At 36.8% G+C, this 23946-nt stretch carries 25 protein-coding genes; 9 read left to right on the top strand and 16 right to left on the bottom strand.

The genetic code is table 11. The annotated features are described in order from the left end of the window. The first annotated feature begins 3 nt into the window (after positions 1-3). The 3 genes from QM481_RS22445 to QM481_RS22435 all read left to right on the top strand — a co-directional run bounded on the left by QM481_RS22445 (position 4) and on the right by QM481_RS22435 (position 1341). Positions 4-216 (top strand): hypothetical protein, encoded by a 213-nt coding sequence (locus QM481_RS22445; protein ID WP_166551836.1) that lies wholly within the window; start codon positions 4-6, stop codon positions 214-216. A gap of 45 nt (positions 217-261) precedes the next feature. Next, the gene (locus QM481_RS22440) at positions 262-1008 is read left to right on the top strand and encodes a hypothetical protein (RefSeq protein WP_283368120.1); all 747 of its coding nucleotides are present in this window, start codon (positions 262-264) and stop codon (positions 1006-1008) included. An 81-nt stretch (positions 1009-1089) separates the two neighbouring features. After that, positions 1090-1341, top strand: a complete 252-nt coding sequence (locus QM481_RS22435) for a CBU_0592 family membrane protein (protein ID WP_283383424.1) — start codon at positions 1090-1092, stop codon at positions 1339-1341. A gap of 443 nt (positions 1342-1784) precedes the next feature. On the opposite strand, the gene ccoG is transcribed toward QM481_RS22435, so the two are convergent. The 9 genes from ccoG to QM481_RS22390 form a co-directional block, all read right to left on the bottom strand. Further along, the gene (ccoG, locus tag QM481_RS22430; RefSeq protein WP_283383423.1) at positions 1785-3227 is read right to left on the bottom strand and encodes a cytochrome c oxidase accessory protein CcoG; all 1443 of its coding nucleotides are present in this window, start codon (positions 3225-3227) and stop codon (positions 1785-1787) included. A 280-nt stretch (positions 3228-3507) separates the two neighbouring features. After that, the gene (locus QM481_RS22425; RefSeq protein WP_283383422.1) at positions 3508-4374 is read right to left on the bottom strand and encodes a cbb3-type cytochrome c oxidase N-terminal domain-containing protein; all 867 of its coding nucleotides are present in this window, start codon (positions 4372-4374) and stop codon (positions 3508-3510) included. A gap of 26 nt (positions 4375-4400) precedes the next feature. Then, positions 4401-4595, bottom strand: coding sequence for a hypothetical protein (locus QM481_RS22420; protein WP_095167122.1), 195 nt, complete (start codon positions 4593-4595; stop codon positions 4401-4403). An 85-nt stretch (positions 4596-4680) separates the two neighbouring features. Further along, entirely contained in the window at positions 4681-6822 is a 2142-nt protein-coding gene (gene ccoN, locus QM481_RS22415) for a cytochrome-c oxidase, cbb3-type subunit I (protein WP_283383421.1), read from the bottom strand. A gap of 115 nt (positions 6823-6937) precedes the next feature. After that, a complete protein-coding gene (ccoS, locus tag QM481_RS22410) occupies positions 6938-7093 on the bottom strand; it encodes a cbb3-type cytochrome oxidase assembly protein CcoS (RefSeq protein WP_166551841.1) in 156 nt (51 codons plus the stop codon). Positions 7094-7297: 204 nt separating this feature from the next. Beyond that, positions 7298-7759, bottom strand: coding sequence for a group III truncated hemoglobin (locus QM481_RS22405; RefSeq protein WP_283383420.1), 462 nt, complete (start codon positions 7757-7759; stop codon positions 7298-7300). A gap of 732 nt (positions 7760-8491) precedes the next feature. Next, a complete protein-coding gene (locus tag QM481_RS22400; RefSeq protein ID WP_283383419.1) occupies positions 8492-9310 on the bottom strand; it encodes a phytanoyl-CoA dioxygenase family protein in 819 nt (272 codons plus the stop codon). Positions 9311-9412: 102 nt separating this feature from the next. Further along, positions 9413-10159: an acyl-CoA desaturase gene (locus QM481_RS22395; RefSeq protein WP_166551844.1), complete on the bottom strand. Its 747-nt coding sequence runs from the start codon at positions 10157-10159 to the stop codon at positions 9413-9415. A 204-nt stretch (positions 10160-10363) separates the two neighbouring features. Then, entirely contained in the window at positions 10364-12757 is a 2394-nt protein-coding gene (locus tag QM481_RS22390; RefSeq protein WP_283383418.1) for a heavy metal translocating P-type ATPase, read from the bottom strand. 149 nt (positions 12758-12906) lie between these two features. Here QM481_RS22390 and QM481_RS22385 point away from each other — a divergent pair, with 149 nt between their 5' ends. The 3 genes from QM481_RS22385 (at position 12907) to QM481_RS22375 (ending at position 15347) form a co-directional block, all read left to right on the top strand. Next, positions 12907-13608 (top strand): Crp/Fnr family transcriptional regulator, encoded by a 702-nt coding sequence (locus QM481_RS22385; RefSeq protein WP_283383417.1) that lies wholly within the window; start codon positions 12907-12909, stop codon positions 13606-13608. Between the two features lie 89 nt (positions 13609-13697). Then, positions 13698-14063, top strand: a complete 366-nt coding sequence (locus tag QM481_RS22380; RefSeq protein WP_166551847.1) for a cyclic nucleotide-binding domain-containing protein — start codon at positions 13698-13700, stop codon at positions 14061-14063. A 456-nt stretch (positions 14064-14519) separates the two neighbouring features. Next, positions 14520-15347, top strand: a complete 828-nt coding sequence (locus QM481_RS22375; RefSeq protein ID WP_166551848.1) for a universal stress protein — start codon at positions 14520-14522, stop codon at positions 15345-15347. Between the two features lie 237 nt (positions 15348-15584). Here QM481_RS22375 and QM481_RS22370 read toward each other — a convergent pair whose 3' ends face one another. Together QM481_RS22370 and QM481_RS22365 are read right to left on the bottom strand one after the other, a co-directional pair. Further along, on the bottom strand, positions 15585-16646 hold the full coding sequence (locus QM481_RS22370; protein WP_166551849.1) for a response regulator: 1062 nt from the start codon (positions 16644-16646) through the stop codon (positions 15585-15587). Between the two features lie 161 nt (positions 16647-16807). Further along, complete coding sequence (locus QM481_RS22365) at positions 16808-18409, bottom strand: sensor histidine kinase (protein ID WP_283383416.1); 1602 nt, start codon at positions 18407-18409, stop codon at positions 16808-16810. Between the two features lie 185 nt (positions 18410-18594). Between QM481_RS22365 and QM481_RS22360 the strand changes: the two genes are divergently transcribed. Continuing rightward, positions 18595-19176: a hypothetical protein gene (locus tag QM481_RS22360; RefSeq protein ID WP_283383415.1), complete on the top strand. Its 582-nt coding sequence runs from the start codon at positions 18595-18597 to the stop codon at positions 19174-19176. A 24-nt stretch (positions 19177-19200) separates the two neighbouring features. Next, entirely contained in the window at positions 19201-19701 is a 501-nt protein-coding gene (locus QM481_RS22355) for a GNAT family N-acetyltransferase (protein ID WP_283383414.1), read from the top strand. Between the two features lie 37 nt (positions 19702-19738). Here QM481_RS22355 and QM481_RS22350 read toward each other — a convergent pair whose 3' ends face one another. The 3 genes from QM481_RS22350 to QM481_RS22340 all read right to left on the bottom strand — a co-directional run bounded on the left by QM481_RS22350 (position 19739) and on the right by QM481_RS22340 (position 21199). Continuing rightward, complete coding sequence (locus QM481_RS22350; RefSeq protein WP_283383413.1) at positions 19739-20095, bottom strand: iron chaperone; 357 nt, start codon at positions 20093-20095, stop codon at positions 19739-19741. Beyond that, positions 20082-20453 (bottom strand): DoxX family protein, encoded by a 372-nt coding sequence (locus tag QM481_RS22345; RefSeq protein WP_283383412.1) that lies wholly within the window; start codon positions 20451-20453, stop codon positions 20082-20084. Before QM481_RS22345 ends, QM481_RS22350 begins: the two co-directional genes overlap by 14 nt. Before the next feature lie 332 nt (positions 20454-20785). Then, complete coding sequence (locus QM481_RS22340; RefSeq protein WP_283383411.1) at positions 20786-21199, bottom strand: VOC family protein; 414 nt, start codon at positions 21197-21199, stop codon at positions 20786-20788. Between the two features lie 179 nt (positions 21200-21378). Between QM481_RS22340 and QM481_RS22335 the strand changes: the two genes are divergently transcribed. Continuing rightward, positions 21379-22356 (top strand): GlxA family transcriptional regulator, encoded by a 978-nt coding sequence (locus QM481_RS22335; protein WP_283383410.1) that lies wholly within the window; start codon positions 21379-21381, stop codon positions 22354-22356. Between the two features lie 61 nt (positions 22357-22417). Here QM481_RS22335 and QM481_RS22330 read toward each other — a convergent pair whose 3' ends face one another. Further along, a complete protein-coding gene (locus QM481_RS22330; RefSeq protein WP_283383409.1) occupies positions 22418-23212 on the bottom strand; it encodes an alpha/beta fold hydrolase in 795 nt (264 codons plus the stop codon). A 98-nt stretch (positions 23213-23310) separates the two neighbouring features. Then, positions 23311-23817, bottom strand: a complete 507-nt coding sequence (locus tag QM481_RS22325) for a GNAT family N-acetyltransferase (protein ID WP_283383408.1) — start codon at positions 23815-23817, stop codon at positions 23311-23313. Between the last annotated feature and the right edge of the window lie 129 nt (positions 23818-23946).

The following is a 23946-nucleotide window of genomic DNA, read 5'->3' as shown; positions in this document are numbered from 1 at the left end:
ATTATGGCTCTTCTTAAAAATATCATGGCTTTTTTATTTGGTTCAGCAGAATCAGACTATCCAGTTTTGGGAAAAAACTCAAAATTGATTTTGTCCGATGCCAACATGGCTGAGCAATTATTAACGGCTATCGACCGTGAGAGAAATAGCGAAAATATCATTACTATTTCTGGAACAAAGGGCTCTTTCCGTGTTGAACGAGTTTCCGAAATTTAGCAAATACCTCTTTTACAGATTTTCCTGTAAACCTTAACTGCATTTATGTCAGGAATCACCTACGGCGTTGCGCTGATTATTTTATTCTTTATTCTTCCAGGGGGACTTTTCCGAAAAGCTTATTCTCCGATTCATCTTTCTAATTATCATTTACGAGCCAGTAATTTTGCCGAAATCGCTACCACTTTGGGATTTGGGATGGTTATTCAATGTCTTGGTATATTGATCATTAACAAATTTCATCCATCGCTTTACGTTGATTTTCGCTTGTTACCAAAGCTACTATCAAGTCCTGACGAAGTGGTACTTTCAAAAGTACAGAAGCATTTGATTCCAATTTTTAGTTACAATGCCTGTTTGTTACTTTTTAGCTACGTTATGGGTAGTTTGCTTCAGAGGCTGGTGCTGTCGTTACGACTTGACGAACGCTTTTTAGTGCTAAAATTCGATAATGCTTTTCACTATGTTTTTTCAGGAAAAATGTTCTTGAAGAAAGATACGGAAGAGATATTGACCTACATGAATGTTTGTGTCAAAATTGATAATGACTTTTTTGTGTATTCTGGTTTTTTATTGGATTATCAGCTCAATAAAGACGGGCATTGCGAATTGATTGAACTTGGTAAGGTAAAAAGAAAGGTAATCGATAAACATAACACAGAATTTAGCCATATCCTTAAAAAGAACCAGCATCATGAATACAATCTGTTTTGTGACAAATTGTTTATTCCGTATAATCAAATTCTCAATTTTGGCATAACCTACTTCCGTGTTCAGCGTGTAAATGGATAGATAAAGATTATCCTTCTCTTCTCATTTTGTCGGTCTGTGTTAGATTTAGTATTTTTGCTGATTCATTAAAAATCAAAAACAATGTTGTGGACTGATATTCTAGTAGAAGCCTTAGGTTGGATTGGCTCAGTGTTGATTGTAGGTGCGTATGCGCTTAATATTCAAGGGAAACTGCGTGCAGACCAGCCCTTATATATTTGGAGTAATATGATTGGTGGGGTATTTTTTATCGTAAATACGATTGCTCATAAAGCATATCCTTCTGCTTTGGTCAATGTCGTTTGGGTAGCTATTGCGGTTTACTCTATTTTAAAAACTAAACAAACAAGATGATAGAAATCTCTAATTTAGTGATTGGAGATTGAGTGAATGAGTGTTTTTTTTTAAACCTACCTTTCACTCGTAGAGACGAAATGCTTTGCGTCTAAAGAGGTATCATGTTGAAATATAGTATCAAACATGAGTCATTCCTAATTTAGTGATTTAGCGATTGAATGAATGAGTGATTAATTTAAAATTTGTATTCTGGCAGCTTAAGACGCAATGATTGCGTCTTAAGCCAAGTAATATCTAGCATAGTAGAATCAAAAAAGCGATCGGAAAATATTTTCCGATCGCTTTTTTGATGAAAACTTAGAGAATAACCTAAATGTCAAAATTAGGGATGACTTACTATGCTATGTCTGACTTGGTTTGAGACGCAAAGCATTGCGTTTCTACAAGTAAAATAAAATCACTAATTCACTCAATTGTAAATCACTAAATTAGAAATATAACTACTCCATCGGACCAAGGAAGGAGGTTTTTACCTCATCTATCACTTGCCCATTACTTAAAATCTCGACTTTGAGTTTGATCGAAGGAGACTCCAACTCTTTTTTAGGAATAACGATAAAGAAAGAACCTTTTGTCAAATCGCTTTTATTGAGTTGAAGAGGTTTACCGATTAGTTTAATTTGAGCAGAAGGATAATCTTTCACTCGCAACGAAACTGGCATAGCATTGATAGTCTTGTTCAAGATTTCAATATTATACAAGTTAGAAACATTTCCTTTTTCCTCTTGATATGTTAAGCCTGGTGTGCGCAAAAGTGTTGTTTCGACGTCGCTACGGGTAATCAACATATATACTAAAATCCCCAATAAAGCTACTAATACGCCTGTATAGGCTTTTATCCGTAAGTTAAACGACAATTTTTTTCCTTGCTCAATACCATCTAATGACGCATAACGAATCAAGCCTGTTGGCTGATTGGTTTTTACCATTACCTCATCACAAGCATCTATACAAGCTGTACAGCCAATACATTCGAGCTGAGTACCATTACGAATATCGATACCCGTTGGACATACTTGCACACAAATACTACAATCTACACAATGTCCTTTGTTGGCGTTAGGATTTGTCAATGCTTTTAGCTCTTCCAATGGATTGGGTTGCTCTTCTACCTTTTTCTTTTTGCCACGAGGTTCGCCACGAAGAAAATCATAAGCTACAATAATAGATTTTTTGTCTAGTAATACACCTTGTAAACGACCGTAAGGACAAACTACGATACAAACCAATTCACGGAATTTGGCAAAGACAAAATAGAATACAAAGGTAAAAATGACAATAGCGACTAATCCAGAAATATGATTCAGTGGATTATCGAGAATGATAGAAAATAGCTCTCTTTTACCGATGATATAGGCCAAAAATGTATTGGCAATCAGGAAGGAGATAATGAAGAAAATAACATGCTTCGAAGTTTTCTTCACTATCTTTTCAGTATCCCAAGGCTGTGCATCAAGGCGTTGTTGTGCTCTGTAGTCACCTTCAATAAAATTTTCGATTTTACGGAAAAGCATTTCCATAAAAATGGTTTGAGGACAAGCCCAACCGCACCATACGCGACCAAAAATTACGGTAAAAAGTATAATAAAAACGATAAATGTCAGCAAACCAAAAGCTACTAGATGGAAATCTTGAGGAAAAAAGGTTACGCCAAAAAATATAAACTTTCGCTCAATTACATTAAAGAGAAATAATGGTCCACCATTAACTTCTACAAATGGTATTCCAAAAAGAAATCCCAACAAAAGCCATGAAAAATAAGTACGAAGCTTGTACAACTGGCCAACCACAATACGTGGATATATCCAAATACGTTTCCCTGTTTCGGTGACATTAGAAAGATGATCACGAAATTCGGTGGTATCAATTTTAGGAGGTTTCATAATTTTAAGAGTTAAATTTCAGCACATAAGTGAATTAGAAATAGTAAATACCAATGCTGAATTGTGAGTTGTGAATTGTGAATGTAAATTTCTAATATCCCGAATTTTACATTTCTATTTAATCAAATATTGTTTTGCTAGTAACCTTAATCAAGTGAAACTATGTATCTTCTTTAAAAAACAATTCGAACGCATCGAGGCTTATGCACTACCCATAAGTCTCGAACGTCCGAATCGTAATAACTTTATCATTAAAGGCTATTCATTTCTGTTAGCCCTACTACTTCATACTAACAGCAGCTTCAGCCTTATCTCCTTGAGGAGCTTTAGCATTAGCAGGCTTTGTTCCTTGAATCGACACAATGTAGCTCAACACTTGTTGCACTTGAATTGGATTCAATGTTTTTTTCCAAGAAATCATCCCTTTTTCAGGAACACCCTCGTTGATAGTATGGAAAATAGCTTTTGGCGTACCACCATGTAACCAGTATTCATCTGTTAAGTTTGGACCAACAACACCTTCACCATTCGCCCCGTGACATGCCACACAGTTTTGAGTATAAATCCTTTTACCATCCTCAACACCTTTGGCATCTGTCAATACTTTTACATTGTCTTCGTTTACCGAATTAGCAAACTTTTTCATGTACTCTTCACGTGCTTTTTCAGCAATGGTTACTTCTTCGGTATATTCATTGTTCATAATTTTACCATTTCCGATTACATGGTATCCAATCAAATAGAAAATACCAACGATAATCGTGATGTAGAAAAGGTACATAAACCATGGAGGAGTTGGGTTGTCAAGCTCAGCAATACCATCGTATTGGTGCTCCATAATCTGGTCTTTTTCAAACTGGATTGGTTTCAAGCTCCAGAATTTTTGCCAGAAAGTACGATTTTGCATCGCCTGTTCAAACTCTGAGCTTTCAGTTTTTGGTTTGAAAATATTTCTAATTTGTGAGTTAAGATTGAGCGTAACCACAATAATCACTGCACAAATCATGGTCATTAAGCCAAGTAAGGTAATTACAAAAAGCTCTTGACCTGATTTAAGTCCTGGAAGAAAAGTGTTTTTGGCTTCTTCGGCCGCAAACATCGAGAATGAGACCAGACTTAATATTGCTAAAATAGATAATCGCTTCATCGGATTGGTTATCAATTAGAAAGTTATCAAATAGAAATCACATCTTGAAGCTCATTTTGGTTACTGTCTTCAAGGGGTAGGTTTTGCATTTTGTTCAAGTAGCTTTTGTCCATAATGAACAAATAAATACTTACAAGAACGAAGAAGGCCATAAATATGAGAAACGAGGTAATCATATATACATCAGCGCCATCTACTTTGTCAATAAATTGCTTAAACATGACTTTAGATTTTTTAAGGCAGCAAGGGAGTGGTGAGTTGTGAATTAAGAATTATGAATTTTAAACTCACAACTCTTCACTTAGATTAGTTTGCCGCAGTTTCAGTTTTCTTAATATCTGTACCTATTCTTTGTAGGTAAGCAATCAATGCAATGATTTCTTTATCTGAAGAAACTTTCACACCTTCCTTCGCAAGATTGGCAGCGATACCATCTGCTTGAGTTTTTAAATCTTCTTGTGCTTTTTGAATTTGGTAAGCGTCATACGGCACACCCAATTTTTGCATCGCTTTCATTTTTGCCTCAATATCAGCAGTATTCAATTTTTGTTCTAACAACCATGGATATGGAGGCATAATAGAACCTGGCGACATTGAAATTGGCTCACGCATGTGGTGATAGTGCCAAGAGTCTGGATATTTACCGCCTTCACGGTGCAAATCTGGACCCGTACGTTTTGAACCCCACAAGAATGGGTGATCATATACAAATTCTCCTGCTTTTGAATATTGACCGTAACGTTCTGTTTCACTTCTAAACGGACGAACCATTTGACTATGACAACTCACACAACCTTCACGGATATACAAATCACGACCTTCTAATTCGAGTGCAGTATATGGTTGAACAGCACTAATCGTTTCTACGTTAGATTTTACCATGAAAGTAGGAATCAATTCTACGGCAGTACCAACCAAAATCATTACCAATGAACCTACCAATAATGGAATTGGTTTGCGTTCGAACCAACGGTGCCAGTAAGTATCGCTTCCTGTTGGAGTGTAAGCTACTTCCAAAGCTGGAGCTTCTGCTGGCTCGTTTGCTTCCAAAGAACCTTGCGCCATTGTTTTGAACAAGTTGTAAGCCATCAAAATAGCACCTGTCAAGTAAATCAAACCACCAAAGGCGCGCATAGCATGCATTGGTAAAATTTGTAGCGTAGTTTCAAGGAAGTTACCGTATTTCAAAGTTCCTTCTGGCGTAAAGTCTTTCCACATCATACCTTGTGTAAAACCTGAAATATACATTGGTACAGCATAGAAGATAATCCCTAAAGTACCCAACCAGAAGTGTACATTAATCAATTTTTTAGAGTAAATCGTTGTATGATAAATACGAGGAAGCAACCAGTAAAGAATTGCAAAGCTCAAGAAACCATTCCACCCCAAAGCACCTACGTGTACGTGTGCTACAATCCAGTCAGTGAAGTGAGCAATAGCGTTTACATTTTTCAACGAAAGCATAGGTCCTTCGAAAGTTGCCATACCGTAGCTAGTCACCCCAACTACCATAAATTTCAAGATAGCATCTTCACGAACTTTGTCCCAAGCGCCACGCAAAGTCAACAAACCGTTAATCATACCACCCCAAGATGGAGCAATCAACATAATCGAGAATACCGTACCTAATGATTGTGCCCAGTCTGGTAAGCTAGTGTATAATAAGTGGTGAGGACCAGCCCAGATATAGATAAAAATCAAAGCCCAGAAGTGCAAAATCGATAACTTATAAGAATATACGGGACGATTCGCCATTTTTGGCAAGTAGTAGTACATCAATCCTAAGAAAGGAGTTGTCAAGAAAAATGCTACTGCATTGTGACCATACCACCATTGAACCAAAGCATCTTGAACACCAGCATACAAAGAATAACTTTTGAAAATTGAAACTGGTAGTTCGAAAGAGTTAACTACGTGTAATACTGCTACTGTAATAAATGTTGCAATGTAAAACCAGATAGCTACATATAAGTGACGTTCGCGGCGTTTGAAAATAGTACCAAACATATTAATACCAAACACTACCCAAATCAAAGTGATAGCTATATCTATTGGCCATTCTAACTCTGCATATTCTTTACTACTTGTTAAACCTAATGGAAGAGTAATGGCTGCTGCTACGATAATTAATTGCCATCCCCAAAAGTGAATTTTCGAAAGAAAATCGCTAAACATTCTGGCTTTACAGAGGCGTTGTAGGGAGTAGTAAACACCCATAAAAATAGCGTTTCCTACAAAAGCAAAAATAACGGCATTGGTATGTAGAGGACGAATACGCCCGAATGTACCATATTGCGTAACATTAAGCTCAGGCTTGAAGAGTTGAGAAGCGATAATAACGCCCACCAACATGCCCACAATCCCCCAAATAATCGTCGCAACGGCAAAGTTTCGGACAATCTTATTGTCGTACTCAAAGCGTTCGATGTGTGTACTGATAGCTGACATATTTTTAGATTATAAATTGGTTACGAGAACAATTGCGATTGAGAGCGAATTTTGGCGATTCTACCCTCCCATTTTACTACGTCGATTGAGTCTGACTCAACGTTTGATTTCTAGTTTATTTCGGAGTACTTTTTTGGTCGTCCAACAAAATACGCATAGCGGGAGTATGTAAATCGTCGTTTTGTCCGTCTTTCATTGACCAAAAAAACGCACCTAAAAAAACAAGCGCCATCACCAAACTGATTCCGATCATGATGAAGATGATTTGCATTTTTTTGTGTTTTTCTGTGTTTCTATGCTTCAAAATTGGGGCTTTCTGCTGTGTTCAGCTATGAGGAATGTTAGTGGGGTTACTCGTATTTATTAGTCTGTTTTATGACAAAAGTCAGTAAAAAAGGCTTGTTTGAGGAGGAGCATAAAAAAAGGCACAAGAGTTATTCTTGCACCTTTTGGGGTAAGTTTCTTATTATCAAGACTATGATTGCGATACTTCTATCGTAGGAGAATCATTCAGTTTATTCATGTAATCAATCTTATGTGCCCATGCATTGGCTATATTATAGGCCCTTTGCTTGGCTTCTTCAGCTTTTTCGCCTTCAAATAGTTCGTCCAAGGTTTGAAAAAACAAACTCAGCCATTGCTCAAAATGAGGAATGGTAAGCTGATGCACCGAATTAATTACAAAATGTGGACGTAACGGATGTCCATCGTATCCTTCAGTACCAAACAATATCATTTCCCAAAAATTGTACATTTTAGGTAAATGCTTTTGCCAATTCACTCTTGCTACATGATCGAAGATATGTCCGAGCATTTGATTATCTCGTACTTTGTCATAAAATGTATTCACAAGAAGTTCGACATCCTCACGTCCTTCCAAAGCCTTTTTCACTCTGGGGTTTTGTGTATTGGTATCTATATGTTGTTCTGGATTCATTGTTAAAAGCTTAAAATATTGGGTTGTCTATCAATCTTTTGACACTCAAATCGCTAAAAAAGTTCTTTTTGAATGGCATAAATGCTTATGTCTAGATTGAAAATAGAGTATGTGTAAAAATTTTATTTGGCGCGTATCGGAAAAACAAAATTTCACTTCGCTACACCTTACTTGTCTTGACACAAGAAAAGTAACCGCGCGGCGGCCGCAAAAGAAAGTCAAGAAATCCTAATCGGAGTGGCGACCCACCTCGCCTGCGGCTCAAACAATAGGATTTCTGAAAAACAGATACATGCTTTTTCATTGTCAATGACTTGTGAAATTTTAACATCCTTTAAGATATTCACAGAAAACTAAATAATCGTACAAAATAAAATCAAATAAACAAAATTACCTTGTTCTTCTTTGTAAAAGCTCCGTAGGAGCGACAGTTTGGTAGTAATAATTCTTGAGAAAAACCTTTTTGAGCGCCGTAGGTGCGACAGACTTCAAGATAGTTGGCTTTCAGTCACACCTACGGCGCTGATGAAAAGATTGATTCCTGAAAAAACCACTAGTCCAAGACTAAGTATTAAACTAAGTCTTGAAAAAAAGCACAAAGTTAACACCACAAACTGCCTAAAAACGGGTCAATGGATGTTTTCCTTGTGCTTTAGTATTAACAAAATTGGATTGATATGAATTTTAAATTACTCCGAAATTCATCACTGTATTGATTGGTGTCAGTAAATATTATCGTTGAACAATCTTCGCCAAGCGGTGATAAAATGGCGTCGAACTGTTTTCGTCTTTTGGTGCATATTTGCCTTGAATAATCGGGAAATACATGACACGGCGACGGGATTTTTCGCCGGTAAAAGGGCAAACTTCTACCCTATGCCAAAGGTCACCGTCGTGTACCGTTAAGTCTCCAGCTTCGATATCCAAACCAACTTCATTTGGGTCTGGATTATGGTCGATGAATTGTTTTTTCAAAAACAAAACCTTCATTTTGCTCAATTTGTGTGTGCCTGGCAGTACTCTCAAACCACCATTCTCAAAAGGACAATCGTCCAAATGAGTCCCAATATTGAGCATTTTCAAAATCTTTTGCCCCAAAAATAAATCTCGTGGGCTATCGGTATGCCAACCCATTTGAGAGAATTTACTATTGTCTTGATTGATATAATGATTAAACACTAATCCATCCTTTTCTACCTCCGCGATACGATTATTGTTGGGTTCTAACAAAGTCAAAAGCGCCTTCAAACGTGGGTCTTGCAAATATTGATGTAATATATCGCTATGTGTCGAAAGAAAACACATACGCTGAATCATGGGATTGCCTGCTGGGTCTTTACCAAATTTCAGCGGCGTACCATTCATTTTTTCGATTCCTTTATCAATCCACTCTTTCTCTACTCTGTGGGCTTCTTGCAAAAACAATTTGACAGTATCTTTAGACAAAAAGTTTTTGAAATGTAAAAATCCATATTCGTTAAAAAAAGCACGCTGCTCGTCTGTTATCTGCTCACCGAGCGTAAAGGTCTTTGCTTCAAATTGTTTCCCCATATCTTTAAACATTTAGCATATTTTGTTTCAGGTCAAAGAATAGGCTTTAGTCAATTCACTACAAAAGTCTATTGACTAAAGCCTATTCTTTCACTCCTGATATTACATATAATTCAAGTCGTTATTTTTCTTCAACTTAATAATGTGTAAGGCATTCAACAGTAAAATCACTGGATACGTTGGGTCAAACTCATGCCATTTTACACCGAAGTTGGCACGACCACCTAATTTGTGGTGATTGTTATGATATGACTCACCCATCATCAAGAAGTCAAATGGAAGTAAGTTTTTAGCTGTATCGTTTACTTTGAAATTGATGTATCCATATTTGTGTGCAAACCAGTTGATCACTACTCCATGCACAGGTCCCATCAAATAATGAATCGGCAACAAAGCATATTCCCATGGAGAAGTAGCAAATTTCATATAGAACAATGTGTAAAGTGTACCCCAGAAAATACGCATCAACCATTGGTCACCTAATTTTTCTAAAAACATCCAGTTTGGTACATTCTTTTTGAATTTAGGATCAATGTCAGCTCTATCATACAATACATCATTATAAATCTTCTTAGTCTTCCACATCATATCAAACAAGTTGCTTGAATAGCTTGGTGAATGCGGATCATTTTCGGTATCAGCATAAGCATGGTGCAAGCGGTGCATAATACCGTAAGCTTTTGGACTCAAGAAAGACGAACCTTGGGTAATTAAGGTAAAAACATAGAAAAATTTTTCCCAGCCCTTAGACATCGTAAACATTTGGTGTGCCGCATAGCGGTGCAAGAAGAATGTCTGCGAGAATAATGACAGATACCAGTGTGCTACAAAAAAAATTAAAATTGCCATGTAATTGGGATTTATAGATTAGGTAAATGTTTGACTAATACAGGTTAAACCGCTCAGAAAGCCAGCAGGCGAGCCATTTGCTCACAACACGGTACAAGGAAAAAAGCAATTTTCCGATGAACGATTCGTACACTATCATTAGCCAAACCATTACGAATTTGGAACAAATTTAATAGACTATCTAATCTGTAGAGTTGACAAAAATCAGTACTTAAACTGACTTTTACCACGTAAAATCATCCCTACAGACGCAATAATCACCATGGTCGATGAGCTCATAGGCATCAGTATTGCAGCTACTACAGGATGCAAAGTACCAGAGGCTGCAAAGGTCAGACCGACAAAGTTGTAAATGAGCGATACCACAAAACTGAACTGTATCAAACGCAAGGCATATTTGCTGTACTTGAAAATAGCAGTAAACTTATGCAAAGAGTTAGCCTCTAAGATACCGTCGCTTGATGGCGTAAAGTTGAGCGTATCGTCGGTGATGGCTATCCCAACATTAGATTGTTTCAAAGCTCCTGCGTCGTTGAGTCCATCGCCCACCATGACTACTTTTTTGCCTTGAGCTTGTAGTTTTTTGATAAAATCAAGTTTTTCTTGTGGGGTACAATTGAACTTCAGGTTGTTTTCATCCGAGAACCAGCTTTTCAATTGATTACGCTCCGCTTCGTTGTCACCCGATAACAAATAGGTATGGTAGGTTTTACTGAGTTCTCGAATTTGGCTCTCTATATCGGCACGATAATGATTTGGTAACGAGTAATAGCCAATATACTCATGGTCGATTTTGAGATGGGCAACACTTGCATTAAAGCCTTTTTCAGGTTTTTTCCCGTCTGGATTCACAAATTCAAACGAACCTAATTTGATTTGGTGGTTCTCATACAATCCCTTCAAACCTTGTCCAGTGATCTCCTGAAAATTTTCTATTTCTAAAAAAGTAGGCTCAGGATATAAGTATTTGATTTTTTGTGAAATCGGGTGTGTCGAATTTCTTACCAAAGACGATACCAACATCTCCTCAAACTGATTCAAAGGTCGCTGACTATGAAAAGTTGGCAAACTTCCTTCCGAGGTTGTTAGGGTACCTGTTTTATCAAAAACAATGGTATCACATTGTGCCATAGCCTCGATAATGTCAGCATTTTTGAGATAAAAATTCTGTTTTCCCAAAATTCTCAAACCATTTCCCAAAGCAAAAGGATAACTCAACGACAACACACACGGACAAACTACAATCAGAATAGCAGTAAAAGCATTGATTACTTTTGAAGGCTCGTGGAAATACCAATAGATAGAGACACAGGCTGCAATTGTCAATACTGAAATTGTATAGTATTTCCCTACTAAATCAGAGAAAGTTTTGACTTTAGAATCTTGGCTTTTTTGAAAAGTATCATTATTCCACAATTGGGTCAAATAACTTTGAGATACCTCTTTCAATACTTCCATTTCGAGTGTCTCCCCTACCTGACGACCGCCTGCATACAAGAAATCACCTACTTTTTTAGCTTCCAAGGCAGATTCACCTGTTACGAAACTGTAATCTATTTGTGCATTGCCTTTGTACAGAAATGAGTCAGCAGGGATAAGTTCGCCATTTCTTACGAGAATTTTATCTCCTTTTTTCAAAGCATTCAAAGAGATGGGCTCTTCTTTTCCTTGAGTCAATCGAGTCACAGCTAAAGGAAAATAGGATTTGTAATCCCTTTCAAACGACAAAAAGCTGTACGTTTTCTGCTGAAACCATTTACCAATCAATAAGAAGAAGATCAAGCCTGATAAGGAGTCAAAATAACCAGCTCCATCTAAAAAGATAACCTCATAAGTACCTCTAAAAAATGCGACCAAAATCCCAAGAAGAATCGGAAAGTCGATATTGATAATCCCTTTTCTAAGACTTTTATACACTGATACAAAATAATCTGAACCAGAATATGCCACCACAGGAATTGACAATGCCATACTCAAAAGCCCAAAGAGTTTTTTGTACATCACGTCATCTAAACCTAGGTATTCAGGAAAACTAAACAACATGATATTACCTGCACAAAAACCTGCGACACCAATTTGCGTCAATAGTTTTTTGTAAGAAGGTTTGTTTTTTTCCTTCACCACGTCATTCAAACTAATCAGCGGTTCGTAGCCAACTGAAGTCAACATTTCGGCTAATTGGCGTAACGTGAGCTCTTCAGGATTGAAAGTAATCGCCACTTGTTTTTTCAAAAAATCAACTTTTGATTGCTTTACACCCGCATGAAGTTTGTACATATTCTCTAAAAGATACAAACAAGATGAACAGTGAATGGAAGGAATATAAAAGCTAATTTTGGCAATTTTGTCACTTCTAAAGTCTAATAATTGATTGGTAATCTCGGTATTATCCAAAAACTCAAAATGAGCCATTTGCGGACTATTACCTGACATTTTTTCAATGTCATAGTAATTACAAAGATTATTTTGGTCAAGTATTTCATAAACAGTTTTGCAACCTTCGCAGCAAAAATGCTTTTCCTCGATATGTATGTGGGTGTCTGGGCAGTCGTTACCACAATGATAACACACCAGAGCCTCGTCAGTAAGCGTTTCCATGGCCTCTACAATTTTTTCCAAAATTTGCCTTTGACCTCTGAAGTAAATATGAGTAAGGTGATGTCAAAAACTGATAAAACTCATATTTTCCGATACTGACCTTTTGCAACTTCGCAGAGTGATATTTATCAATCTAATCAGTGTTATATATGAAACCGCAAGCTCCACATTGTCAAAGTTGCCAATTCAAAGATAGTTCACTCTTCAAACAGTGTCATCTTCACGAGTTGGAAGAACTGAATGAAAGCAAATGCTTTAACTCCTATAAAAAAGGTCAGGTTATCTTTCATGAAGGAAACAGACCGCTGGGTATTTTCTGCGTATATGGCGGTAAGGTAAAGGTAAGTAGAATGGGCTCAGACGGAAAAGAGCAGATTATTAGACTTGCCAAAAAGGGAGACACCTTGGGTTATCGCTCGCTGATAGACAATACTAAATATACAGCTTCGGCTATTGCTTTGGACGAAACAGAGGTTTGTTTTATTCCTGCTTCTGAGTTCAATAAGTTGGTAGATGAAAACGTAAAAGTTTCGACTGATTTAATGAAAATGCTCGCTCGTGCCTTGGGTGATACACAAGATAAGTTGATTCATTTGGCAATGAAACCTGTGCGTGAGAGATTGGCAGAGGCATTATTATTACTAAAAAGCACTTATCAAGAAGAAGGCAAAACTCCCTTTTCAATCTCTATATCGAGAGAAGATCTTTCATCGATTGTTGGCACTGCCAAGGAAACTGTCATTCGCTTTTTATCAGAATTTAAAGAAGACGGCATTATTACAACACATGGTAGTGAAATCACCATTTTGAACCCAGAGAAATTAGTAAAAATTAGTAGTATGTACGACTAATTTTTATGTCAGCTTGCCCAGTGACTATTATCATTTCAAGGGCTTGCAATCTCGCCTAACTTAGCATACTCATAGCAAGCAAAGAAACAATGAGAGAAACGGAACGTAAAATTTTAGCGAGTGGTATAGAATTAAGTTTCAAAGAAGGTGAGTATTTGTATAGAAAAGGACAAGATGCCGAATTTGTATTTTATCTGAAAGATGGTGCTTTTGAACTTCGAGATGAACATAACAAACCCATTGTTATCGATGGATTTAGGTGCTTCTTGGGATTGGAAGAAATGCTCTCAGATAAAAAACATCGATATGGCGTTAAGGTTCTTTCCAATGCACATGTACTTGTTTTTGAAAAATCCTTACTCAATACCCTTATCTATGAATACGAATTGGCCCAAAGATATTTTATGCTCAAAATGTGTGATTATCTGGCCTTTCATGAGAAAGTGTATGAATAAAACTTTCGATATAAAATTAGCAGAAAACTAGGTTAGCTTTGGCAATTGACCATCTTTAGGATATTGTCATGACGAATTTTAATCTTTTTAGCGTGACTGCTTTCATTCAAAAACATGACAATTGTCATGTTTTTAATATCAGAAAAACGGCAACTTTACCGTATATCAATGATATATTAGTAGCAAAGTTCTAAGGCAAAATAAGATTGCATTAGGACGCTTTAGGCTGTAAGCCTTAGGCAGCAGGCATAAATGTTTATATTACACTCTTAAACTTTTATTCTTCTGCGTAATGCTTAAAGTCTACGGCGGGTGAAATTAATAATATCCCTACGAGTTACTTTGATTAGTATCCTACTGATTGTGAGTATCTTCAAACAACAGATATATTATTAATTAATAACTTCTTCTTACTAAAATCAAGTTTATGTTTTTCCATTAAATCTATAAAAAGTCATGAAAAAGATACTCGTGCCTACAGATTTCTCTGAACTATCGTTAGCAGCATTAGATGTAGCAGCCATGTTTGCTCGTGCAACCTCGGCCGAAATTGTTCTATATCACAAAGATTTTATTATTCTTCCAAACATAGATTTTATTGAAGCGCCCATTACGACCTACGATGTAGAAACCAATGAAGCGATTCATAATCAAACGCAAAAGCAATTGGAAGACATCATCCAGTCACCTAAATACGACGGAATCAGCATTGTAGTGTACAATACAGATGACTATGAGGAACTGGGCGAGGCGATTTCTGAAAGAACCGATATTGACCTAATCGTGATGGGTTCTGAAGGCGCCACTGGCTGGAAAGAGTTTTTGGACGGTTCCAATTCTGAAAGTGTGGTAAGACATGCGCACTGCCCTGTGTTGGTTATCAAAGAGCCAATTTCGACATTCTACCCACGCAAGGTAATGTTTGCTGTCGATTTTGAAACGCCTTTTGATGATAAACTCATTAAGACTTTAAGCCATGAAATTGAACAAACTTATGTGGTTTATGTGAACTCTTCAGATGGTTTTGAAGATACCAGAACCATCAACGAGAAGATGGCAGCTTTTGAGAAGGAGCATAATCTTACCGATCATGAGTTTGTGATTTATAATGACTACAGTGCAAGTAATGGCGTAATTCATGCAGCCGAAGATTTACAAGCTGATCTCATCGTCATGTCGACAAAAGCTCGTTCTGGACTGAGTCATTTCTTATTTGGTAGCGTAACCGAAACGGTAATCAACCACTCAAGCATTCCTGTGCTTGCCACTTTAGCAAAACATTAATTAAACCGTTAGACGTTCTTTTTGTCGAATCAATGAAATTCCTGGAATGGCAATTCGGCAAACACGAATGGTACTTGATATCAGGATTTTACCAACAATTTAATAGCTCAGGCTACTGAAATATTCTTTTGAAAAATCACAAACTGATATTCAATTTTTGAATTTATGTAGTCATGAGCCATGAAAAAGGCGTAGAAACTGTGTTTCTACGCCTAATTTTTTGCTTGAAGTCCTCTCCTAATTTCTTAAATTAGCCAACTTCTTCTCGTCGATAATCGTAATTTCACTACCGCTAATTTCGATTAACTTATCAGCTTTAAATTCACTCAGTGTTCGAATCAGTGACTCTGTGGCTGTACCCACAATGGACGCCAAATCGTCTCTCGAAATTTTCATGGTAAATTTCGTGCTTTCTTCTGCCTTATACTTTTTCTGTAACAACAGAAGACCGTCTGCCACACGCTTGCGAAGAGAATTGTATGCCATGCCTAATAAGTATGTCTCTTTATCGGCAATATTATTAGCTAACAATTTGATGAATTTATTGGCAACTTGCTGATTTTTAGACAAAAGCTCCATAAAATCACCTCTTGGAATACCGATAATTTGTGAGTCCTCCAATGCCTCTGCTGTTTCTTGATAATCTGTATTTTCGATGATAGCAATATGACCAAAGAAATCGCCTTCATTGTAAAGCCCCGTCACAAACTCTTTTCCATCACGGTTGGTTTTGTAGGTCTTAATTTTTCCAGATTTTAAGAAATAAAACTTAATCGGCTCGTCTCCTTCAGAATAGACAATTTGTTTTTTCTTCAAAGTGGATACCTTTCTATCGGACGATAAATCTGTTAAATCTCGGTATTTGTTCGCTTCCGAATAGAGTTCTTCCAAATGCTCGTGAGCCACTTTTCCTGCTCCATGCAAAAGTTGTTCAACTTTTTTCAAACGACTTTCGATCGCATTCAATAATTCGATTTCATGAAAAGGCTTTGTCAGATAGTCATCTGCGCCCATTTCCATTCCTTTTCTAAAGTCAGTTCTTTCTGTTTTAGCAGTCAAGAAAATAAATGGAATCCCTTGTAGATCAGGATTTTGATTAAAAATATGTAATACTCCATAACCGTCAAGCACAGGCATCATAATATCACAAATGACAATATCAGGACGACTTTGAATGGCTTTTTCAACTCCATCTTTACCATTAACTGCGGTAATTACTTCGTAGTTGGCCAATTCGAGAATCTCGGCGGTGGTTTCTCTGATGTCATCGCTGTCTTCGATAAGTAATATCTTCTTCATAAAGTTTAATTGTTGTGTTAAGACAAGTTTTAACAAATGATTTTTATTGAATATTGAGGTAAATCTGTGTTAGTACTGAATGATGAGCTAAGAATGTGGAGTTTTAGTCATCCTCCGCTTCGTGTGACTATTTCATGAAAAGAGCTCAAGGAAAGGCTAAATCAAGCCAAATCCAACTGCACAGTTACCGTTGTACCTTCATTGAGTTTACTCGAAATACTCACTTTTCCTCCAAGCAACTCTGTATATTTGGCAACGATATGTAGACCCAATCCAGTACCTTGAATATTGGTAACATTTACACCTCTAAAGAAGCGGTCAAACAAATGTTTTTGATCTTCCTCCGATATGCCAATACCTTCGTCTTGTACACTTAAGACAAAATGAGAAGGCATTTTTTGTGTTCGAATTGTAATACACGAGCTCTCTCCTGAAAACTTAACCGCATTGGAACACAAGTTGATGATGATTTTTCGCAACAAGGATTTATCCGTAAGAAGCTCTGTTTCACCTGAGTGCTCAAAACGTAGATTTTGGTTTTTCTTCAGCAAATTGCTCACATCTGCCAAGGTATCATTTACCAACTCAGGAATTTCAACATAGGCTAAATGTGCCTCAATTTTTCCTTCTTCAAGTTTTCCTACTGACAAAAATTCTTCTAAAATATCTGTCAAATTACTTACAGCCGATTTTATTCGGTGAATATGCTTTTCGCGCTTATCTTGGTCTTCAGTCTTGGGATATTTAGAAATTAAAGAAGCTGAAGATAAGATTGCGGTCAGTGGTGTTCTAAATTCGTGCGAAGCCATAGCCACAAAACGAGACTTTAGTTCACCCAATTCTTTTTCCTTACTCAGCGCCAATTCGAGCTCTTGCTTCGACTCTTCCAAGTCCTTGAGTGTTTCTACCAACGCATTTGTCCGATTCATGACCTCCTGCTCGAGACTCTCATTGAGTTTTTTTATCTCTTGGTTTTTCAGAATCATCTCCATTTCGATTTTCTTCTTGTACGTAATATCGTTGATAAAGGAGATAAAATACTGATTACCATTTTGCTCAAAAAAGCTCAAACTGATTTCTACCGAAAATAAAGTGCCATCTTTTTTACGAGCTTTCAAATCCAAGCCAATACCCATTGGACGAATTTGAGGTTTGTGTAAATACTTTTCGGTATGTTGACGATGGGTACCTGCCAATGCCGTCGGAAGTAACGTTTCAATAGGCATACCAATAAGCTCATTGGAATCATACCCAAAAAGCGCATTAGCAAATCGATTGGTTAAGACGATTTTACTACTTTTATCCATCATCACAATGCCCATTGCAGCGTGCATGAACAAAGCCTCAAAACGAGCCTCTCCTTCCGAAAATTGAATCTGCGTATGTTTTTCCGCTTGAATATCGGACAGATTAACCAACCAATGACCCTTAGCGGTATCTGGTTCTTGAAGTAACTTTACCTGAATACGTCCCCAAAATTTAGTACCACTCGGACTCGTAAAACTGTCGTCAATACAAAATTCAGCTGAAGTTTTTAGATGTTCTGAAACCTGAAGTTCCCACTGAATGAGACTTTCATTGTTGCGAAGTCCTTCCAAGAAAAAGTCATTGGCTTGCTCCAGATTTTCTAATTCAAACATTTTTAGCCCAGTCTTGTTGAGATAGATAAACTTATGCGTATCTGGATTGTAGATTCCAACAAATAGCGGGCTATTCTCCAAAGCAACGTGACAAAGTTGTTGGTCTAAGGAAGTACAGTTCATAGGTATTATGGCTTTGTTTCGTCATAAATGATACTTTACTCTACGTAAATTCTTCATTTTGCGGGGAGAATCGTTTATGAGAAGGTATCTGTCAAAAATAGTCGATTTGAATAAATTTTAGTTCTTCGATTATTCAAATCATTCTGGGTAAATTTACATGATAATGCCGATATTTTCCTGAAAAAATGAAAAAAATCACCTTCTTTACTTCTTGTGTTGCAACCTTATTGACAGGAATGCTTTGTTATGTTTTTTGGAACGAACATCAAGAAGAACGCTTTATCCAAAAAAATATCAAGAATGCCTTACCTGATCTGTCCAAAACTACTCCAGCGAAATCAGATTCTTGTCTGTGGTTATGGTACTCTAACACTACGCTTTATAAGGTATGTGTGGATAAAAAAGGCAACGTTACTATTAGTTATGGTTCAAGGAAATGGCAACGAAAAATTAACAGTATTTCTACAAAAATGTACTTTGTGGATGGCGATTTCAATTTAAATAATTCGCCAGAAATATATCTGTTTGGACTAACCTCCAAAGGATACGTCGTTCAAGCTTATGAATTACAGCAAGAACATTTACATTCGTTTGCCTTGCCTCCGCTCATGGGAACAAACCTTTTTAATTATCGTGGTAATGATTCCTTATATTTCGAGAAAAACTTTTTGGTACGTCAATTCCTAACGAATTCTGGTCAAAAGGTCTGCTATTACGAACTTATGCCTAACTTGCAGTACGAACTTCGATTAACAAAAACTCTTTAATACTTCATCATGAATTATGAAATTATGAAAGCAAGCTTGGAGGATAGCAAACGCCTTTCAGCGCTGTGTAAAAGTATTTATGTTGAACATTATCTTCATTTGTGGCTAGAGGGAGGAAAGGATTGGTATCTTGAGAAATCATACGCCGAACAGGTAATTTATAACGAGATAATGCATCCAAATTCAGATTATTTCATTCTTTCGATAAATTCCTTGCCTGTAGGATATTTGAAATTAAATTATGACTATTCAGAAAAAAGTAGTGCCCTCGAAGTCGAAAGAATCTACTTTCATCAGTCCTACAAAGGGCTTGGGTTAGGACGTAAATTGATGGAATTTGCTTTTGAATTAGCCCAAAAACAAGGAAAAGAAAGTGTTGTCTTAAAGGCGATGGATAGCAGTAAAGATGCCATTGGATTTTATCATAAAATCGGATTTCAACAAATTGGCACGCTCATTTTACATGATTTTGAATTGATGAAACCTGAATACAGAGGAATGGTCATTTTAGAATATTGTTTTTAATAGAAAACCCTTGCCAAGTATGGCAAGGGTTTGTGTTTTATTTACTCCTATTTTCCTCTAGTCTGTAAGTTACAATTTTTTGAATCAAATCAAAAGGAATCTCCTGATTTAAAGGAAATTGTATCGAACCTTTTGCCCATTTGTAAGGACCTAACTCAGATTCAAAATGTTTGATTCCTGAACCAGTCGGATAAAATCCGATATGATTTTTGTAGGCCGCAAAATAGACTAATACGCCTTTGAACTTGTACGCGGGCATATTGTAACTAATACATTCCTGTGCTTCTGGCGCAATTGCTCGTATCAAATCTCGAATTTGACCCACAATTAGTTGAACCTCCTCAGGAAAGTTTGATTCGTACTCGTCTACGCTTAAGAACTTATGCTTTTCCATCCTCCAATTTATGGTAATAAAAATACGAAACCATCAAAATAGCTAAAACAATCAAAGGGAAAAATGCTTCACCACCTATGCCATCCACGGCGGCATGACTGATGCTGGCAAAAAGAAAGTCAAATACAAAACCTGCATAAGCCCATTCTTTTAATCGCTTAGGGACCTGTGGAATCATCAATGCCAATGTTCCTAATACTTTGAATACCACCAAGGCGTTTCCAAAATACTCAGGATACCCCAAATGCTTAATCCCCTCCTTTGCCAATTCGGTTTGAGAAGTAAGCGCTGGCATCACTCCTTCGAATAAGAAAATGAGCGTGGTAGTAACCCAGAAAATAATTTTGTCTTTTTTCATGTTAAATAAAGAGAAATTAAGTGTTTATGCGGTATTGCGAGTTAGACTTTATGTTTTTTCAAATGAAATCCTGCTGTTTGAGCCGCAGGCGAGTTTAGGATTTCTTGACTTTCTTTTGCGGCCGCCGCGCGGTTACTTTTCTTGTGTCAAGACAAGAAAAGTAAGGAGTGTCGATAGGAAATGTTGTTTTTTTAAACAAATGCCAAATAAAATTTTTAAACATACTATTAGTAGTGTACGAAGAATTTCAATCAATTTCGGAAAGATGCGGAAACACCTACTTCTTGAATAAAGAAGTAAACTATCCCTTTTTTGCCTATCTCCTCACTCAATTACTGTTTCATTTCCATAAACTTCTCCATATCCATCCAGCCAATTTCCCAAATATGTCCGTCGAGGTCATTGTAGGCACGACCATACATGAAGCCATAATCCTGAGCAGGACGAGCTTCTGTTCCTCCTGCGGCTAGTGCTCTTTCCAAAATAGCATCAACCTCCTCTCTACTTTCTGAATCCAGTGCAATAAGCACTTGGGAGGTTTCGTGAGCATTAGGAATCTGTTTTGGCGTAAAAGTCTGAAATCTTGATTCTTCTAACAACATTACAAAAATATTCTCAGAAATTATCATACAAGTAGCCTGATCGTCAGTAAACTGAGGGTTAAAAGTGTATCCAACATGAGTAAAAAATTCAATAGATTTTTGAAGATTTTTTACAGGAAGATTTACAAAGATTTTAGAAGCCATAAGTTTTTTAGTTTTGAATATGTTTTATCAGAAAATCTATTTATTGTTTCTTTTCTACAAAAATACTGTCTACAAAAATTAGTCACAGATAGTAAATACGACAAAATAAAGGTTGTTTACGACAACATTAATTTTTACATTTGTAAGTAAACAAAAACCTTACTTCAAACCTAAAATCTGTGAAAAAAGTAGCTATCATTGTCCCCGAAACTGCTGTAATAGAAGCAGTTGCCGACCCTCGGTATCTATTACTAGCTGTCAACCAATTTCTGTCTCAAGCAGGTCAGCAACCTTTATTTGAGGTTCAATTAGTTGGTCAAAGCAAAGAAGTAAAAGTCGCCAATGGTGTATTTTCTATACACACTGATGCTGTTATTTCAGAAGCACAAAGACCAGACTTGATTATTATTCCTGCCCTGAGTGGAAATTTATCCGATGCCATTAGTCTCAATCAATCGTTTCTACCTTGGATTCGTAAAAATTATCAAGAAGGTACCGAGGTGGCAAGTTTGTGTTTAGGAGCATTTTTATTGGCTTCGACAGGACTTCTCAATGGCAAATCTTGTTCAACGCATTGGTTATTTGCCCATGATTTCAGAACAATGTTCCCTGAGGTAACCTTGATGGACAATCGAATTATTACAGAACAGAATGGATTGTATTCGAGTGGAGGCGCCAATTCATACTGGAATCTCTTGTTGCACTTAGTCGAAAAATACAGTAGTCGAGAATTAGCTGTTTTGGCTTCCAAGTTTTTCGTACTAGACATCAACCGTAAAAGTCAATCATCGTTCAGTATTTTTCACGGACAAAAAATGCATGATGATTCCGCTATAAAGTTGGTACAGGAATTTATCGAAGAGCATTTTGAAAAGCGCATTACGATTGAAGAATTAGCGGCACAGCATAACCTTGGTCGCCGTACATTTGAGAGACGATTTAAAAAAGCAACTAATAATTCAGTAATTGAATATGTCCAGCGAGTAAGAATAGAAGCCGCAAAGAAAGCCTTAGAAAGTGGTCGAAAAACGATTACTGAAGTAATGTTTGACGTTGGCTACAGCGACACGAAGGCATTCAGAGATGTTTTTAAGAAGATTACAGGGTTGTCTCCAACAGACTATAAACAACGTTATGAAAAAATAGGCATTGAATAAATGTCTCAGTATGAAGATACGACGCTGGTATCTTCATACTGAAACTTTACTACATCTACTTCTATTCCTCCAAAAACTTCAGTATTTCATTTGAAAATTCGGCGGTACGATAAGTTCCGTTGTGGTCTCCTTTCACAATTGCCAATTTTGCATTTTTAAAATATCCTTGCAAGATTTTCGGGTCACCATTATCCAAATCGGCATCACCGTTGATAATCATCGTTTTCCCTTTAAAATTTGCCAGTGCTTTGGGCGAAGTTGCAGGTTGATAACGTTGTAAATACCCCAATACCAACGTGTCGGCCCCAATAGATTTGGCATATTTTACGGCTCCTTGTGCCTCTGGATACATATATGCTTTACCTAAAAAAGCCTCCTCAAACATTTTTCTTCTATCCCATTCTGGATTAGTAAAATGCTGTCCTATTCCTCCCAGCACTGCTTTTTTGACTTGTTTATCCAAGCTCAATAATTTAGCGGCGATAATTGCTCCTCTTGAATAGCCTACCACTGTATATTCTTTAATCTGTAAAGATTTTATCAATGCGATCATATCTTTAGTTTCGGCATTGTTTTGATAAAATTTCTCCTCATGAGGCTTGTCAGATTTCCCATTGCCTCGCATATCTGGCACGATAACACGATAACCTTTGGCAATCAAATCTTTATACAACTGTGTTCGACGCCAATTGGCACCTGAATTGATAAAACCATGCAATAAAAGTACGGGCTTGCCTCGACCTGTATCTTCATAGGCTATTCGCTGATGATCAAAAGATTCAAAATAATGAATAGTTTGCGCTTTTAAAGAAAAGCAAAAAATTAATGTTGTGAGTAAGAGAACGATTGATTTCATGGGTAAGAGAAATAGTTTTATAGAAAATTAATTTTATCAGCTTTATGCAGTAGGCAAGCTTATTAAAGCAAAATTGAAACCATAAGGCGTTATATTTTTCAAACATTCAGTTCGAAAAGAAATAATTCATCGTTGTGTAATATGATTTTATCTACCTTAACGAGTCCAATTTTTTCCAGTAATTTTTGTGAAGCATAGTTCTCCAAATTGGTTATAGCTTTGATTCTTTTAAGAGAAAAATCTTCAATAGCAGCCTTCAACATCCTTGAAGCGGCTTCAAACCCATAGCCTTTTCCTTCATACTCTGGGAAAAAGGCAAAGCCTATGTCGATACCTTCCAAGCCTTCACGGTCGTACAAGCCACAACTGCCAATTTTGACTCCATCCTCTTTACGAATCACGGTGTAATTGCCATATCCCAGTCGCTCGTATTGATACAACACACGACTGTTGATATAATGAATAGCATCCTCTACATCATGAATATTTCTATCTCCTATAAATTGAAGCCATTTGGGAGTATTCAACAAAGCCAAAATAAATTCAGCATCTTCAAGGTCTGTCGGTTTTAAGATTAACCGTTCGGTTTCAAATGTTTTGTACATTGGGTGTTTGGGGAGGTAAGTAATAGCTATAAGCGGTACGCCATAGGCTGTACGCTAAGCAAATTTATGTAAAAAATAATGCAACGTAGAGAATATAATCTAAGAGCATGTTTAAATTTTCTAAGTAAT

The sequence above is a fragment of the Flectobacillus rivi genome (assembly GCF_030056655.1).
In the GTDB taxonomy this organism is placed as follows: domain Bacteria; phylum Bacteroidota; class Bacteroidia; order Cytophagales; family Spirosomataceae; genus Flectobacillus; species Flectobacillus rivi.
This window is presented reverse-complemented; position numbering and strand designations above follow the sequence as displayed.

What these genes read in the sequence shown, in the direction of transcription:
- QM481_RS22340 (WP_283383411.1), bottom strand. Translation starts at nt 21,199, where the DNA reads ATGGCTTCTAAAATCTTTGTAAATCTTCCTGTAAAAAATCTTCAAAAA.
- QM481_RS22350 (WP_283383413.1), bottom strand. Translation starts at nt 20,095, where the DNA reads ATGGAAAAGCATAAGTTCTTAAGCGTAGACGAGTACGAATCAAACTTT.
- QM481_RS22325 (WP_283383408.1), bottom strand. Translation starts at nt 23,817, where the DNA reads ATGTACAAAACATTTGAAACCGAACGGTTAATCTTAAAACCGACAGAC.
- QM481_RS22425 (WP_283383422.1), bottom strand. Translation starts at nt 4,374, where the DNA reads ATGAAGCGATTATCTATTTTAGCAATATTAAGTCTGGTCTCATTCTCG.
- QM481_RS22400 (WP_283383419.1), bottom strand. Translation starts at nt 9,310, where the DNA reads ATGGGGAAACAATTTGAAGCAAAGACCTTTACGCTCGGTGAGCAGATA.
- QM481_RS22375 (WP_166551848.1), top strand. Translation starts at nt 14,520, where the DNA reads ATGAAAAAGATACTCGTGCCTACAGATTTCTCTGAACTATCGTTAGCA.
- QM481_RS22385 (WP_283383417.1), top strand. Translation starts at nt 12,907, where the DNA reads ATGAAACCGCAAGCTCCACATTGTCAAAGTTGCCAATTCAAAGATAGT.
- QM481_RS22390 (WP_283383418.1), bottom strand. Translation starts at nt 12,757, where the DNA reads ATGGAAACGCTTACTGACGAGGCTCTGGTGTGTTATCATTGTGGTAAC.
- QM481_RS22420 (WP_095167122.1), bottom strand. Translation starts at nt 4,595, where the DNA reads ATGTTTAAGCAATTTATTGACAAAGTAGATGGCGCTGATGTATATATG.
- QM481_RS22405 (WP_283383420.1), bottom strand. Translation starts at nt 7,759, where the DNA reads ATGAATCCAGAACAACATATAGATACCAATACACAAAACCCCAGAGTG.
- ccoG (WP_283383423.1), bottom strand. Translation starts at nt 3,227, where the DNA reads ATGAAACCTCCTAAAATTGATACCACCGAATTTCGTGATCATCTTTCT.
- QM481_RS22395 (WP_166551844.1), bottom strand. Translation starts at nt 10,159, where the DNA reads ATGGCAATTTTAATTTTTTTTGTAGCACACTGGTATCTGTCATTATTC.
- ccoN (WP_283383421.1), bottom strand. Translation starts at nt 6,822, where the DNA reads ATGTCAGCTATCAGTACACACATCGAACGCTTTGAGTACGACAATAAG.
- QM481_RS22345 (WP_283383412.1), bottom strand. Translation starts at nt 20,453, where the DNA reads ATGAAAAAAGACAAAATTATTTTCTGGGTTACTACCACGCTCATTTTC.
- QM481_RS22355 (WP_283383414.1), top strand. Translation starts at nt 19,201, where the DNA reads ATGAAAGCAAGCTTGGAGGATAGCAAACGCCTTTCAGCGCTGTGTAAA.
- QM481_RS22360 (WP_283383415.1), top strand. Translation starts at nt 18,595, where the DNA reads ATGAAAAAAATCACCTTCTTTACTTCTTGTGTTGCAACCTTATTGACA.
- QM481_RS22440 (WP_283368120.1), top strand. Translation starts at nt 262, where the DNA reads ATGTCAGGAATCACCTACGGCGTTGCGCTGATTATTTTATTCTTTATT.
- QM481_RS22380 (WP_166551847.1), top strand. Translation starts at nt 13,698, where the DNA reads ATGAGAGAAACGGAACGTAAAATTTTAGCGAGTGGTATAGAATTAAGT.
- QM481_RS22365 (WP_283383416.1), bottom strand. Translation starts at nt 18,409, where the DNA reads ATGAACTGTACTTCCTTAGACCAACAACTTTGTCACGTTGCTTTGGAG.
- QM481_RS22370 (WP_166551849.1), bottom strand. Translation starts at nt 16,646, where the DNA reads ATGAAGAAGATATTACTTATCGAAGACAGCGATGACATCAGAGAAACC.
- QM481_RS22445 (WP_166551836.1), top strand. Translation starts at nt 4, where the DNA reads ATGGCTCTTCTTAAAAATATCATGGCTTTTTTATTTGGTTCAGCAGAA.
- QM481_RS22435 (WP_283383424.1), top strand. Translation starts at nt 1,090, where the DNA reads ATGTTGTGGACTGATATTCTAGTAGAAGCCTTAGGTTGGATTGGCTCA.
- QM481_RS22330 (WP_283383409.1), bottom strand. Translation starts at nt 23,212, where the DNA reads ATGAAATCAATCGTTCTCTTACTCACAACATTAATTTTTTGCTTTTCT.
- ccoS (WP_166551841.1), bottom strand. Translation starts at nt 7,093, where the DNA reads ATGCAAATCATCTTCATCATGATCGGAATCAGTTTGGTGATGGCGCTT.